This window comes from Phreatobacter stygius, from assembly GCF_005144885.1.
GTDB classification, from domain to species: domain Bacteria; phylum Pseudomonadota; class Alphaproteobacteria; order Rhizobiales; family Phreatobacteraceae; genus Phreatobacter; species Phreatobacter stygius.
Window position 1 is genome coordinate 5,002,155 of sequence record NZ_CP039690.1, and the last position, 14,350, is coordinate 5,016,504.

Annotated in this window: 13 protein-coding genes; 6 read left to right on the forward strand and 7 right to left on the reverse strand. The window is 67.1% G+C overall.

Annotation, left to right across the window (positions count from 1 at the left end):
* Positions 1-18: 18 nt before the first annotated feature.
* From E8M01_RS23510 to E8M01_RS23520, 3 genes are read right to left on the reverse strand one after another with little or no spacing between them, the layout of a single operon-like run.
* Positions 19-1,506 (reverse strand): DHA2 family efflux MFS transporter permease subunit, encoded by a 1,488-nt coding sequence (locus E8M01_RS23510; protein ID WP_425467680.1) that lies wholly within the window; start codon positions 1,504-1,506, stop codon positions 19-21.
* Positions 1,507-1,546: 40 nt separating this feature from the next.
* Entirely contained in the window at positions 1,547-2,041 is a 495-nt protein-coding gene (locus tag E8M01_RS23515; RefSeq protein ID WP_136962387.1) for an isoprenylcysteine carboxyl methyltransferase family protein, read from the reverse strand.
* A complete protein-coding gene (locus E8M01_RS23520) occupies positions 2,038-3,090 on the reverse strand; it encodes a type III polyketide synthase (RefSeq protein WP_136962388.1) in 1,053 nt (350 codons plus the stop codon). The genes E8M01_RS23515 and E8M01_RS23520 overlap by 4 nt, the downstream gene beginning before the upstream one ends.
* 453 nt (positions 3,091-3,543) lie before the next feature.
* On the opposite strand from E8M01_RS23520, the gene ada reads away from it, so the two are divergent.
* Both ada and E8M01_RS23530 read left to right on the forward strand, forming a co-directional pair.
* Positions 3,544-4,581, forward strand: coding sequence for a bifunctional DNA-binding transcriptional regulator/O6-methylguanine-DNA methyltransferase Ada (gene ada / locus E8M01_RS23525; RefSeq protein WP_136964778.1), 1,038 nt, complete (start codon positions 3,544-3,546; stop codon positions 4,579-4,581).
* A gap of 53 nt (positions 4,582-4,634) precedes the next feature.
* Positions 4,635-5,318 (forward strand): 2OG-Fe(II) oxygenase, encoded by a 684-nt coding sequence (locus E8M01_RS23530; RefSeq protein ID WP_425467749.1) that lies wholly within the window; start codon positions 4,635-4,637, stop codon positions 5,316-5,318.
* 17 nt (positions 5,319-5,335) lie between these two features.
* Here the strand turns inward: E8M01_RS23530 and E8M01_RS23535 are convergent, their stop codons facing one another.
* From E8M01_RS23535 to E8M01_RS23550, 4 genes are all read right to left on the reverse strand, one after another.
* Positions 5,336-7,375, reverse strand: a complete 2,040-nt coding sequence (locus tag E8M01_RS23535) for a molybdopterin-containing oxidoreductase family protein (protein WP_136962390.1) — start codon at positions 7,373-7,375, stop codon at positions 5,336-5,338.
* Between the two features lie 137 nt (positions 7,376-7,512).
* The gene (locus E8M01_RS23540) at positions 7,513-8,169 is read right to left on the reverse strand and encodes an aminotransferase-like domain-containing protein (RefSeq protein ID WP_136962391.1); all 657 of its coding nucleotides are present in this window, start codon (positions 8,167-8,169) and stop codon (positions 7,513-7,515) included.
* A complete protein-coding gene (locus tag E8M01_RS23545; RefSeq protein WP_136962392.1) occupies positions 8,142-9,017 on the reverse strand; it encodes an aminotransferase-like domain-containing protein in 876 nt (291 codons plus the stop codon). Before E8M01_RS23545 ends, E8M01_RS23540 begins: the two co-directional genes overlap by 28 nt.
* Positions 9,018-9,201: 184 nt before the next feature.
* Complete coding sequence (locus E8M01_RS23550; protein ID WP_136962393.1) at positions 9,202-10,530, reverse strand: MFS transporter; 1,329 nt, start codon at positions 10,528-10,530, stop codon at positions 9,202-9,204.
* Positions 10,531-10,640: 110 nt separating this feature from the next.
* Between E8M01_RS23550 and E8M01_RS23555 the strand changes: the two genes are divergently transcribed.
* From E8M01_RS23555 to E8M01_RS23570, 4 genes are all read left to right on the forward strand, one after another.
* Positions 10,641-11,087 carry a hypothetical protein gene (locus E8M01_RS23555; protein ID WP_136962394.1) on the forward strand — a complete coding sequence of 149 codons (447 nt, stop codon included), beginning with the start codon at positions 10,641-10,643 and terminating at the stop codon, positions 11,085-11,087.
* Positions 11,088-11,135: 48 nt separating this feature from the next.
* Complete coding sequence (locus E8M01_RS23560; RefSeq protein WP_136962395.1) at positions 11,136-12,419, forward strand: MFS transporter; 1,284 nt, start codon at positions 11,136-11,138, stop codon at positions 12,417-12,419.
* 38 nt (positions 12,420-12,457) lie between these two features.
* Entirely contained in the window at positions 12,458-13,063 is a 606-nt protein-coding gene (locus tag E8M01_RS23565; RefSeq protein WP_136962396.1) for a hypothetical protein, read from the forward strand.
* Between the two features lie 118 nt (positions 13,064-13,181).
* On the forward strand, positions 13,182-14,309 hold the full coding sequence (locus E8M01_RS23570; protein ID WP_136962397.1) for a M20 family metallopeptidase: 1,128 nt from the start codon (positions 13,182-13,184) through the stop codon (positions 14,307-14,309).
* Positions 14,310-14,350: the final 41 nt, after the last annotated feature.

Consider the following 14,350-nt stretch of genomic DNA (forward strand, 5'->3'; position numbering starts at 1 on the left):
AGGATGGGTGGCGCGACGTCAGCGGGCGTCGGGCCGGACGAGAGCCAGGCTCGCTATCGCCGCGAAGGTGATCAGCGCCACCAGGCCCCAGGCCTCGTTCATCGCGTAGACAAAGGCGAGCTTTTCGATCATCGGCTGCAGCATCAGCTTCACCTCGTCGCCGATAGCGCCGGGCCCGCCCGCGGCGACGATTTCAGGCGGCAGGCCAAGCGCTTTGGCGGTCGCGGGATCGCCGGCCTTGAGCCGCTCGACGATCGCCGAGGCATGAACAGGCGCGCGGCTGAAAATGACCGTGTCGATCAGCGCCAGTCCGATCGCGCCGCCGAGATTGCGCATCAGGTTGAACAGCCCGCTGGCATCCGGCACCGCCTCCGGCGCGAGATGCCCGAGCGCCATGCGGGTCGGCGGCAGGAGGCAGAACATGATGGCCACGCCCCGGATGACCTGCGGCCAGAACATCCCGTCATAGTCCGTTTCCGGGGTCTGGACCGCGCTGGCGCCAAGGCCGATGGCGAAGGTGAGGAAGCCAAACGCAGACAAGAGGCGCGCATCAATGCGCCGTTCCAGCGCCACGGCGAGCGGCGCGGTGGCAAGCTGGGCGATGCCGGTCACCAACATGATCGTGCCGATGGCCAAGGCGCCATAGCCATGGGCCACCGCCAGGAAGACCGGCATCATATAGACCGAACCGAACAGCCCGATGCCAAGCACGAAACTCAGGGTGCAGCCGACTGCAAAGCCGGGATCGCCAAAGGTTCTCAGACTCACGATCGGAAATGGACCTTTCAGGGTGCGGGCGAGGAAGCCGGCAAGGCCCACGGCCGAGAGCGCCAAGAGGCCTGAGACGGGCGCGGACAGCCAGCCGCGCTGCGGCGCTTCCTTCAGGCCGAGGATCAGGGCGGCAAGCGCCGTCGCCATCAGCACGAGCGAGACGAGGTCGAGCCTCCTGGTCGCCCCGACTTCAAGGGCTTCGACCGGCAGCAGTCGGCTTGCCGCCCGCGCCGCGACCACGCCCGGCGCCACATTGATCAGGAACAGCCAGTGCCAGGACCAGGTCTCGGTAATCCAGCCGCCGACGATCGGCCCGACGGTCGGCGCCAGCACCGCCAGCACGCCGGCGATGGTGGTGGCGAGGGCCTGCTGCCGGTCGGGGAACATCAGGAACACGGCGGAAAAGACCGTCGGGATCAAGGTGCCGCCGGAAAAGCCCTGCAGGACCCGCCACGCGACCAGCGCCGCGAAGCTCTGGCTGGCCGCGCAGCCGATCGAGGCGAGCGTGAACACGCTGAGCGCCGAGACGAACAGCCAGCGCATGGTCAGGACACGGGTGAGGAAGCCGGTCAGCGGAATGGCGACGACTTCCGCGATCAGATAGGCGGTCTGGACGAAGCTGATCCGGTCGGGCTCGACGGCGAGCGCTGCCTGAATGGTCGGCATCGAGGTGGCGACGACCTGGATGTCGAGGATCGCCATGAACATGCCGAGGCACATCATGGCGAAGCCCATCCAGGTCCTCATGGGAACGGATGGCGCGTCTGCTGCCTGACTATCCGACCGGTCGGTTGAGTGCTGCATTCTCGGCCCTGATGCGGATGGCGAGGATCATGGCATTGAGAACAGAGAACGCGGCGGCGTAACACACGAGCGCGAAGGCGAGCGGCAGAACCGCGATCTCGCCGGCCACCACCGCATAGTTGGGATGGGCCAGGAAGCGATAGGGCCCGGTCCGGATCAAGGGGCGTGCCGGCTCGACGATGATGCGGGTGGTCCAGCGCTCCCCGAGCGTCATCAGCACCCAGACGCGGCCAACTTGCAGGAGCGCGAACAGGACGAGCCAGATCGGCTGGATCGGCTGGTCGCGGGCGAGCAGCCAGAGCCCGCCAAGCCAGGCGGCGTGCAGGGCGACGACGAGCGGGTAGTGCCCCGCGCCGAATTCCACCGCGCCTCGCCTGATCAGCCTGATGGTGTTGCGTCGGGCGAGCAGAAGCTCGGCAGCACGCGCGGCCGTGACCAGCGCCAGGATGACGAGGTTGAGCGTCACGCTGCGCTCTTCAGGACTGCGCAGCTCGCGGTGAAGCCTGGTCCGAGCGCGGTCAGCACCGAGCGCTCGGGCAGGCCTGCCTCAAGCGCGCGTTCGAGCACGAAAAGCACGCTCGGCGCCGACATGTTGCCATACTCGCTCAGCACCTGGCGCTCATGGTCGAGCGCTCCCTGGCCCAGCGCCAGCGCATGTTCCAGCGCCTGGATAACCTTGGTGCCGCCGGGATGACAGATGAAGCGGCCGACGTCCTGCCTGGCGAGGCCGGCGCGCCTGAGGATGCCGGAGATCGCAGTGGCGATATTGGCTTCCACGAAGGGCGGTATCGCCTGGGAGAAGACGACGCCGAAGCCCTGGCCATCGAGTTTCCAGCCCATGATGTCGAGCGTATCGGACCAGCAATGTTCGCCCGAGGCTTCGACCGAGGCGATGCCGTCCGGGCCGGCGCGCAGCACGCAGGCCGCGGCCCCGTCGCCGAACAGGGCGGTGGCGACGATATTGGCCTTGGTCAGCTGGTCGAGCCGGAACGCCAGGCTGCAGATCTCCACCGCCACGACAAGCACATGGGTTCCCGGGCGGGCGCGGGCGAGTTCGGCGGCAAGCGACAGGCCGGTCACGCCGCCGGCGCAGCCGAGCCCAAACACCGGTACGCGCCGCGCGTCGTCGCGGAAGCCCATGGCCTTGGCAGCGCGCGCCTCGAGGCTGGGGGTGGCGATGCCGGTCGAGCATATTGTCACGATGCAATCGATGTCGCGGGCTCCGAGGCCGGCGGCTTCGAGGGCCTGGCTGGCGGCATCGACGAACAGCCGCCCGGCGCCCTCCAGGAACGCCTCGGTGCGCTCCGGCCAGCCGCGTGGTTCGAAAAACCAGTCCAATGGCTTCACCACATGGCGCTTGTTTATGCCGGCGCTGGCGAAGACGCGGGCCATCGGGCCGAAGCCGGGATAACGCGGGCCGAACACTTCTTGAGCCGCCGCCGTGACGTCGCGCTGCGTGAGCACGTGATCAGGCACCGCCGTGCCGAGCGATACGAGTTTGACAGCATGATCCACGGCAGGCTCCCAGGAACCCGGCGGCGTCGCTTCGACTATCGTGGAGTTTTGTCCCTGGAGAGCTGCCGACGCAATCATGTCACGGCATCTTGATTGCGTCCGGGCCGGATCGCGACGCGGTGGGCGGACCGACCAGCCGGACGGCGACCGTCGTCAGATCGGCGGTCGCGCAGGAAACGGGTGGCGCACGGCCGGCCGCATGCCGACATTGAGGGCACAGGACGGGTCGCAACGCGCGCGCACGGTCCGCTCGAATAATTGGCCCCGGCATTTCGAATTTGAAAGCAAGAGCCGGAGTGTGGGCGGCCGGGCTGATCGCTACATCGGTGCAAGACAGCAATGGATGATCAAGAACCAAGGATGAGCGCCATGCTCAGTGCAGCGACAGTCAACGCCGCCAAGACCGGCGAGCCGAAATGCGATGGCACGACGGCTGCAGTGCTTCCGACCGAAATGGATCCGCGCTGGCAGGCGGTTCTCGCCCGCGACAGTGCCTTCGACGGCCGCTTCTTTTATGGCGTCCTGACGACTGGAATCTATTGCCGGCCGTCCTGTCCGTCGCGGCACGCCAAGCCCGAGAATGTCAGCTTCCATCTGACCTGCGAGGCCGCTGCCCGGGCGGGTTTCCGTCCTTGCCGGCGCTGCAAACCCAATGAGGCGGGCCTTGCCGAGCAGCAGGCGGCGATGGTTGCCGACATCTGCCGTTTCATCGAGGCGGCGGAGGAAGAGCCGCGCCTCGAAGAGCTCGCCCGCGAGGCCGGCATGAGTCCGTTCCATTTCCACCGGGTGTTCAAATCGGTCACCGGCGTGACGCCAAAAGCCTATGCCAGCGCCCATCGCTCCGAACGGGTGCGGGCCGAACTGGTCAGGCCGGGCGCCTCGGTCACCTCGGCGATCTATGGCGCGGGCTTCAACTCGAACGGACGCTTTTATGCAACCTCCAACGAGGTGCTGGGCATGAAGCCGACCGACTATCGCGCCGGCGGCGCCAATACCGAGATCCATTTCGCCATTGGCGAATGTTCACTCGGTTCCATCCTGGTGGCCAGGAGCGAGCGTGGCGTCTGCGCCATTCTTTTGGGCGACAATCCCGATGCTCTCGCCCGCGACCTGCAGGACCGCTTTCCGCAGGCCAGCCTGATCGGCGGCGATGTCGCCTTCGAGAGCCTGGTCGCCAAGGTCGTCGGTTTTGTCGAGGCGCCGGGGCTCGGGCTCGACCTGCCGCTGGATGTGCGCGGCACGGCGTTCCAGCAGCGGGTCTGGCAGGCCTTGCGCGACATCCCGGCGGGCGAGACCGTCAGCTATTCGGAGCTTGCCAAACGGATCGGCGCGCCGAAGGCGGTGCGCGCGGTGGCCCAGGCCTGCGCCGCCAACACCATCGCGGTGGCGATCCCCTGCCACCGGGTCGTCAGGAATGATGGCGCGCTGTCGGGCTATCGCTGGGGCGTCGAGCGCAAGCGCGCGCTGATCGCAAAGGAGAATGCGGCATGACCGCGATCGCCAAGATCAAAGCCTCCGTCGCGACGCCGGCCGACCGGGCAGGGATGATCGACTGGACCGCGGTCGCCGACGAACTCGCCAGTCAGGGCGCGGCCGTCATGCCCGCCCTGCTGACGCCTGAGGAGTGCCGGGAGATCGCGGCGCTCTATCCCGACGACAAGCGGTTCCGCAGCCATGTCGTCATGGCGCGTCACGGTTTCGGCAAAGGCGAGTACAAATATTTCTCCTATCCGCTGCCCGACCTGATCGGCGGCCTGCGCACATCGCTCTATCCGCGCCTTGCGCCGATCGCCAATGAGTGGAACCAGCGCATGGGCATCGACACGCGTTATCCGGCGGAGCACCAGGAGTTCCTGGCGCTTTGCCACCGGGCCGGTCAGCAGCGGCCGACGCCATTGCTGCTGCAATATGTCCCCGGCGACTACAATTGCCTGCACCAGGATCTCTATGGCGACCTCGCCTTTCCGCTGCAGGTGGCAATCCTGCTGTCGGAGCCGGGCAGGGATTTCACCGGCGGCGAATTCGTGCTGACCGAGCAGCGTCCGCGCATGCAGACGCGGCCCGAGGTCGTGCCGCTGCGCCAAGGCGACGCGGTGGTCTTCGCGGTGCATCACCGGCCGGTCAAGGGCAGCCGCGGCAGCTACCGGGTCAATTTGCGCCACGGCGTCAGCCGGATCCGCTCCGGCCGCCGCCACACGGTCGGCGTCATCTTCCACGACGCCAAATAGGCCTGTCCGGCAAGGGTTCAGGCCCGGGCCGCCGGCCGGTCCCAGGCTTCGACATCAAGGAAGGTGCTCTGGTAGCAGGCACCTTCGCCCATGTCGGTCAGCCGGTCGGAGCAGAGCATGTTGATCGTGCCGTCGACCGCTTCCGCGCCCGGCCGCTGGCCGGGCACCAGGATCACGCCTTCGGTGATCTCGTCGCCGACACGCAGGATCAGGCCGACCGCCGCGCGCTCGTTGTAGAGCCGGACCTTCTGCCCGTCGGCGAGGTTGCGGCGCGCCGCATCGCTCGGATTGAGCACGCAGAACGGCTCGCCCTCGCGCTTGCGCAGGAACTGGACGCCGGAATAGGCGGTGTGCGGCTGGAAATAGGACGGCGCGGTCAGGAGCCGGAGCGGCCAGCGCGCCGCGTCCCGGACCTCTTCCTCATCGGGCTGCCAGTCCGGCAGCGGCGACAGGCCCTGTGCGGCGAGCGCGGCCGAATAGATCTCGAGCTTGCCCGACGGCGTGCGGAATTCCTGGCCGCCCGACGGCGCCACCTTGATCGGCCCGCCGCCGATCACCTTGGCCGGATCGACATGGGCGACGGCGCCGGTCGCACCGCGGAAGAATTCCGGCAGGATCTCCTGCTCGCTCATCCGAAAGACCGGGTCGGTCAGACCCAGGCGCCGGGCCAGTGCCTGGGCGAGGCGGAAATTCGACCAGGCCTGCCCCTGCGGGGCGACGGCCGCCGGCGCATATTGCATGTAATAGCTGCCATAGGCGCGATAGAAGTCCTGCGTCTCCAGATAGGTGGTGGCCGGCAGCACGATATCGGCATAACGCGCCGTATCGGTCATGAACGGGTCGTGCACCACCACGAACAGGTCCTCGCGCGACAAGCCGGCGCGGACCTTGTTCGCCTCGGGACAGGTCACCGCCGGATTGTTGGCGGCGATCAGGATCGAGCGCAGCGGCGGGTCCTTGAGGTTCAGGAGATCGTCGCCGAGCCTCAGGTGATTGACCTGCCGCGCGGTGGCCGGGCCCGACGGCTTCTTCACGAAGCCGAACTTGAAATCCATCGAGGCCGCGGTCATCAGCAGCGCGCCGCCGCCCTGACGGCCATAGGCGCCGGTGACGGCGGGCAGCGAGGCGACGGCGCGCAGCGCCTGGCCGCCCCTGGCAAGCCGTGTCATGCCCTCGCCAATGCGGATGAACGAGCGTTTGGCGGCGCCATACATGGCCGCGAGCTTTTCGATATCGGCGATGGCAAGCCCGGTCACGGCCGCGGTGTACTCGGGCGTGAAGCGTGGCACGACGTCGCGTTCCCATGGCTCGAAGCCGAGCGTGTTGGCCGCGAGATAGGCGCGGTCGCAGAGCCCGTCGCGAACCAGGATATGGACGATGCCGAGCACCAGCGCCGCATCGGTGCCGATGCGGATCGGCAGGTGCCAGTCGGCGCTGGCGGCCGTACGGCTGCGCCGAGGGTCGATCACCACGACCTTGACGCCCTTTTTGCGGAGCGCTTCGACCTTGGCCCAGAAATGCACGTTGACCGCCATCAGGTCGCAGCCCCAGGCGATGACCAGATCGGAATCGACGACCGATTCCGGATCGGCGCTGCCAACCGGGCCAAGGGTCAGATCCCAGGCGGTTTCGCAGCACGTGTCGCAGACCGTGCCGGCCTGCAGCCGGCTTGCGCCCAGCGCGTGGAACAGGCCGTTGACGATATGCCGGTTCATCTGGCCCTGGTGGGCGCTATAGGCATAACCGAGCAGCGCCTCCGGTCCGGATTCGGCTATTATCGCCGTCCAGCGGCTGGCGATCTCGTCGAGCGCGGCCTCCCAGCTGATCGGCTCGAACTGGCCCGAGCCCTTCGGGCCGGTGCGGCGCAGCGGCGTGGTGAGACGTTCCGGCGAATGCACGAGTTCGGCGTCGCGATTGACCTTGGCGCAGGCAAAACCGGCGGTATAGGGCTGATCGGGATCGCCCTGGACGCGGATCACCTTGTCATCCTCGACATGGGCGAGAAGCGAGCACATGTCCGGGCAATCATGAGCGCAGACGACGCGAACCGTTTCCATCAAAGTGTCCCCACGAGATCGAGCGCCTCCGGCCGAGACGGACTGGTCGGAGTCTTGGGTGGGAGGGGAGTGGATGCAACGACCACTTTGCGCGGTGGCGGCGGGCCACTTGGGGCATCAGGCGCCGCCGGTGCCCGTCAGGACGCCTTGCGGCGCGCCACCGCCAGCGTCGCCTTGGCGAGTTTCACCGCCGCGGCGCGCAGCTGATGCGGGTCGAAACCGGAATAGCCGAGCACCAGGCCGCTGCGCGGCTCGGCCTCCAGATAGAGCGGGCTCACCGGTTTCACCACCACGCCGGCGCGCCGGGCTTCGGCCGTCACGGCGAGATCCGAGATCGCCTCACGGAAATGCAGCACCAGCTGGATGCCGCATTCCGGGACCTCGATCTCGATCAGGTCGCCGAGTTCCCGGCTGATCGAGTCCACCACCACGTCGCGCGCCTCGCGATAACGCTGGCGCATCCGCCTGATATGGCTGGTCAGCAGGCCCTGACGCATGAATTCGGCGACGATCGTCTGATGCGGTGTCGGCGGCTGCCGGTCGGCCAGATAGCGGGCGGCCTTGAACACCGGAATGAGGCTTTCCGGCAGAACCGCGAAGCCGAGCCGGATGCCGGGAAACAGGATCTTGCTGAGCGTGCCGACATAGATGACGCAGCCGTCGCGATCGAGGCCCTGGAGCGAGGCCAGCGGCCGGCCGATATAGCGGAACTCGCTGTCGTAATCGTCCTCGATGATCCAGGCGCCGCTCTTCGCCGCCCAGGCGATCAGGTCGAGCCGGCGCGACATGGCCATGACCGAGCCGGTCGGGAACTGGTGCGAGGGGTGACAAAGACGGCGCGCGCCTTGGGCGCGCGGGCAATACCCTCGTGGACCATCAGGCCGTCGCTGTCGATCGGCACCGGAACCAGCTTGGCGCCCGCCGCGATCAGCGCCGCACGGGTCGCCATATAGCCGGGATCCTCGACCCAGACGGGATCGCCCGGATCGATCAGGGTGCGCAGCGACAGGTCGATCGCCTGCTGGGCGCCGGACAGGATGATGATCTGTTCCGGGTCGCATTGCACGGCGCGCGCCGCCCGCAAATATTGCGCGACCTCGTTGCGCAGCGCGTATTCGCCGGTCGGATCGGCATAACCGAGATTGACCGGATTGAACCGGCGCATTTCCTGCGCGCTGATCCGGCGCCAGCCTTCCACCGTCACCGCGTCGATCGAACAGCAGCCAGTGCCGAAAGCCAGATGTTCGGTCACCGTGAGATCGGTCGAGACCGCCATGTAGCGCTGACCGGCCTGCGACAGCGTCCGCCGGCTGGCCTTGCGCAGTGTCGCCGCCGGCGGCGTCGCGACCGCCATCGCCTGCGGCACGTCATGCGATACATAGGTGCCGGAGCCGGCCTGTCCGGCGATATAGCCTTCGGCGATCAATTGCTCATAGGCCGTCAGCACCGAGGTGCGGGACACATCGAGCCGGTCGGCGAGTTGCCGGGTCGAGGGCAGCCGGCTGCCGGGCGACAGGGCATTCGACACGATCGCCGTGCGCAACATCAGGTAGATCTGCTGGAACAGCGGCCGGTCGCTGGCCGGATCGATCTCGAGATCGAGAAATTCGGCCCATTTCGAGCGTGTCGGAGCTGTTCGCATTGGTCTTGTCAGTCAACCGATCAGGGCCTGATCGCCAGACCAGTTTAAGGAGCGGGAGGGCGGATGCAAGCACCCGCCGTCTGCCTCGCCCGGTGTGGTCTTCGCGGATCGTCCGGCCCTCGTCCGAGGTCGCGTTGAACTGTCGATGGCCAGGACCGTCTCGGCCCTGGCCATCGGCGGCGGTTCAGTGCGCGGGTCTCGGCTCGATCGGCTCCCAGATGCTGATCTTGCGGGTCTCCGGCATCAGGTAGAGGGCGAGCAGGAAGCACACCGCGGGAACCGCGATCGGGTAGATCAGCGCATAGCCAATGCTGCCGGTCGCCGCGAAGGCCGCCGAGGTGACGAACGGCACCAACCCGCCACCCCAGCCATTGCCGATATGATACGGCACCGATACCGAGGTATAGCGGATCCTGCCGGGGAAATATTCCGCCAGGAACGCCCCGACCGGGCCATAGACCATCCCGACATAGCAAACCAGAATGAAGATGATGAAGATGGCGACGGGATAGTTGATATTGCCGGGCTGCGTGACCGCTCCCAGCCACAGGTACAGCGGATAATAGGTCAGCGCGGCGAGCAACATGCCTCCCAGGATCACCGGCTTGCGGCCGATGATGTCGGACAGCCAGCCAAAAAAGATCAGGCTCGGCGTTGCGATGAGCAGCGCGGCGCCCACGATATAGGCCGAGGTGAGCGGGTCGACCTTGGAGACCTGCTGCAGGTAATACAACGCCCAGAACTGGCCACTGTACCAGACCACGCCTTGCCCGATCAGCACGATGGTGGCGATCCCGACATATTTGATGTTGGCGCTGAGAAAGGCTTCCTTCCAGGGATTTTTGGTCATTTGCCCCTTGGCCTTGATCTCCTCGAAGATCGGCGTCTCCCGCAGTTGGAGCCGGATATAGATCGCGACGGCGACCAGCAGGAAGGACAACAGGAACGGAACACGCCAGGCCCATGCGTTGAACGCGGCCTCGCCGAAATAGGTGCGTGTCGCGATGATGACGGCGAGCGACACCACGATCCCGAGTGTCGGGGAGGTCTGCAGCCAGCCGGTGTAATAGCCCCGCCTTTCATCCGGGACATGCTCGGCGACATAGGTGATGGCGCCGCCATATTCACCGCCGAGGCACAGGCCCTGGATCATCCGCATGGCGAAGAGCAGGAACGCGGCGGTCAGGCCGATCGACTCATAGGTCGGGATCAGCCCGATCGCACCCGTGCCCAGTCCCATTCCGCTCAACGTAACGAGGAACGTGTATTTGCGGCCGATCCGGTCGCCCATCCATCCGAAGAGGAATGCGCCGAGTGGGCGGATCAGGAAGCCGGCGGTGAACAGCGCAATCGTGCTCAAGAGCGCTGCGACCGGATGGGATTGTTCGAAGAACTTGACCGACAGAACCGCAGCCAGGCTGCCGAAGATATAGAAGTCATACCATTCGATGACGTTGCCCACCGACGCGGCGACGATCACGCGGCGGAAATCCCGTGGGACTTGAACTGCCATGTCATCCTCCTCTTATTGCGTAAGTGCCCTCCTGCTCTCTCCTGTGTCGGTGCCGCGCGGCGCGCGAGCCCTGCAGGCGTCCGCAACGCCAACCGTCCTGGACATCGCGCATGCCCGACGACAGCCCCAACAAGCTCCTGGCGCCCGGAGCGACCGCTGCCTCCATCCCGTCTCGCCGGGAACCAAGGCGCTCGCCGCATTATATTCCTGAGCCGATCGGTCAACTTATAATACTTTTGGCGAAGTCGGAGGTGCCGGCGGATGCTGGAGACCCGTCGGAGCCGGCGGCTCTCCAGACCCGAACGCAAAGCCTTTCAGGGTTTGCCGAGGATCTCGCTCACCCAGCCCGCCACCGCCTGGCCAACGGTTTCAGGAGGGCCCTCCTGCGGGGCGTGAGCGCCGGCGCCCAACTGCATCAGCGGCAATTCGTCGAGCCCCTGGCGAATTGCTCCGCGAAGGCCGGCGACGCCGCGCCGCGCGGTCGGACCGGCCGCACGCCAGCCTCCGTCCTGTTGCTGTTTCCGTTACGAAAAGTGATTGCGTATTATCTCATGTAGCAACTATGAGTGTTTCATAGGGCAGTGATCGCCTTCGGCGGAAATGGCATGATGATCCGGTCCAACGCTGTCTTGCTGGCAGCCATCGCAGTGTCGGCCGTCAGTCAGTCGTCGATCTTCGCGGTGCTGCCGCCGCTGGCGCGAGACATTGGCCTTTCGGATATCGAGATCGGTTCGGTCGCGTCGATCGCGGCCTTCTGTTTCGTCGCCTCCGCGCCCTTTCTCGGCAGCCTCAGCGAGCGCCACGGGCGTGTGCCGTTCATCGTCACCGGCCTCGCCGCGGCGATCGTCACCAACCTCATTTTCGCGCTGACCCTGCAGGCCGGGCTCGGCGGCGCGCTGAGCGCCGCGGCGGTCTATGGCCTGCTGCTCGGCTCGCGGATCATGCTGAATATCAGTTGGGGCGGGATGTTTCCGGCCGCTTTCGCCTATATGGCGGATTCGGCCCCGGCCGAGCGGCGCAGCACCGGCGCGGCGCTCATCGGGGCTGCCTTCGGCATCGGCTCGATCGTCGGCCCGTCCGTGGCCTGGGCTTTGACGCCGTTCGGTTCCACCGCGCCGTTCATCGGCATTGCCAGCCTGTCGCTCGCCAGCCTGATCGCCGTCATGCTGCGTCTGCCGGAACCGCGCGCCGCGGCAACCCACGGCCACGACGCGGCCGAGCCTGACGCACCGGCGTCAGCCGATGGCTTCGCGCAGGCCCTCATGCGCCTCTGGCCTTATCTTCTGATCGGGCTTGCGGCTGCCATGGCCGCCATCATGATCCAGCAGCTTACCGCCTTCCGGTTGCAGGATCAGTTCGATCTGACGACCGCGGACGCTGCCCGCTATGCCGGCTTTGCCTTGACCGTCCTGGCGATCGCGACTGTTGCGGCCCAGAGCCTGGTCATCTGGCGGGGCGAGAGCTGGAGGCCTGCGACGCTGCTCTGTCTTGGCGCCGGCGCGGCGGTGATCGGCAGCGCCGGTTTTGCGCTCGCCGGGCTGGTGCCGGCCGCGTTGGACAACCTCGCGCTGGTCTTGCAATGCACCGCCCTGGTCATGCTCGGCATCGGCATCGGCTTCGTCCTGCCGAGCAATGCCGCAGCCGTCATGCTGGCGACCGGCGCGCATTCGCAGGGGCGGGCAGCCGGACTTTTGAACGCGGCGCTGGGGGCTGGAACCATGGCCGGGCCGCTGCTTGGCACCGCGCTCTATCGCGTCAGCCCGTCCGGGCCCTTCGCCCTTGCGACGCTCCTGTTCAGTGTCGCGCTTATCGCCGCGGTCTGGCTCAGGCTGCAGCCGACCTCCGACTTGAACCTTCCGGAGGCTTGCGCCGACCCATCTGCCAAGTGACAGTGCCCGTGAAGGGCTTGGCGGATGGGGAATTCGGCATGGACGGGACAGATCGGCGCCGCGGCGCGATGTTCAAAGCGTCGCGCCCGGCGCTCATTTTCGGCTCACTGCTTGTTGTTGCGGCCGAGCTTTTCGCGACCGGCGCTTCGGCCCAGTCCGCTCGGCGCGGCGGCGAACGCGCCGACCTGCTCGGCGGCCTCCTGGCGGCCGGGACATCGGGCGAAATCTGCTATGCCCGCAGCTACGCCGCCGATCATCTCGCCGCGCATCCGCATCAGCGGGTCACCGCGATGACCCTCTTGCTGAAACGCGGGCGCGAACCTGCGACGCCGGCCGAGTTCCAGATCTTCGTCACCGTGCGCGGCGACCGCAATCTCTGGAGCGCCAACGGCGAATGCGCCGCCGGCAGCGGCATCACCTGTTCGGTCGAATGTGACGGTGGCGGGTTCTCGATCGCCAGCAATGCCACGCCGCAGACCGTGCTGCTCAGCCTCGAGGATCCCGACGGACGGATCAGCATGAACGGCTGCGACGGCGGCGAGCGCGAACTCCAGGCCGGCCGCGACGACCGCCGCTTCCGGCTCGACCGGGCGCCGAATTCGGTCTGCGCCGCGGCGGCCAGGCGGATGGAGCGCGGCCGCTAGCAGGTCGGCCCCGCACCGCTTGGCCGGCCGCGCGATGCGGGGCTGTCCGTGCCTGGTTGGTCTTCCGGGCGCTGGCCGAACGCGGTTAGGTTATGCCTTGCCCGAAGGGATGACCGCCATGCATTCGCCAAGCGTCGCGCTGGCACAGCGCCTGATCCAGTTCCGCTCGCTCAACCCGCCGGGCGAGGAGGCCGCGTGTATCGCCCATCTCGGCGCGCTCCTGTCGCCGGCGGGATTGTCGGTCGAGACCTATGAATTTGCCCCCGGCCGGCCGTCGCTGGTGGCGCGGCTCGCGGGGAGCGGGCACGAGGCGCCACTCTGTTTCACCGGTCATGTCGATGTCGTACCGCTCGGCATGGAACCCTGGAGCCGGGATCCCTTCGCTGGCGACATCGTCGACGGCAAGCTCTATGGCCGCGGCAGCAGCGACATGAAAGCGGGCGTGGCGGCCTTCGTCACCGCGACGCTGGACCTGGCAGCCGGTGGAACCCAACCTCGCCGCGGCATCACGCTGGTCATCACCGCGGGCGAGGAAACCGGCTGCGAGGGCGCCTTCCACCTCGGCCGGACCGGGGCACTCGGCCGGGCGGCGCTCCTGATTGTCGCCGAACCCACGTCGAACCGCCCGATCATCGCCCATAAGGGCTCGGTGCGCGTGGCGGTGCGGGCGAGGGGGCGGACGGTGCATTCCTCGATGCCGGAACTCGGCGACAACGCCATCGACAAGATCGCCGATTGGATCCAGCGCCTGAAAGCACACCGCTTTGCGGTGCCGGCCCATCCGCTTCTCGGCCCGACGACCGCTTCCGTGACGACCGTCTCCGGTGGGCTCAACATCAATTCGGTGCCGGACCTCGCCTCGTTCACCGTAGATTTCCGCACGATCCCGGCCCACCGCCACGGCGATCTCCTGGCCGAAATCGCCGAGCTGTTCGGCGCGGAGGCCGAGATCGAGGTCATCACCGATTTTGCCGGGTACTCGACCGATCCGGCCGATGACGCGCTGGCGCCGCTGTTCGCGATCCTGACCGAGCGTTTCGGCGAGCGGCCGGAACCGAAGGGCGCGCCTTATTTCACCGACGCTTCGGCTTTGGTTCCTGCCTTCGCCAATGTTCCGACGGTGGTGATCGGACCGGGTGAGGCCGCGCAATGCCACCAGACCGACGAATTCTGCTTCGTCGACCGGATCGACGAGGCCCACGCGATCTATGGCGATCTGATCACGCGGTTCTGCGTGCAAGGGTAGGGGGCGCCACACCTGCTCCGAACGGGGGCCGGTATGGCGCT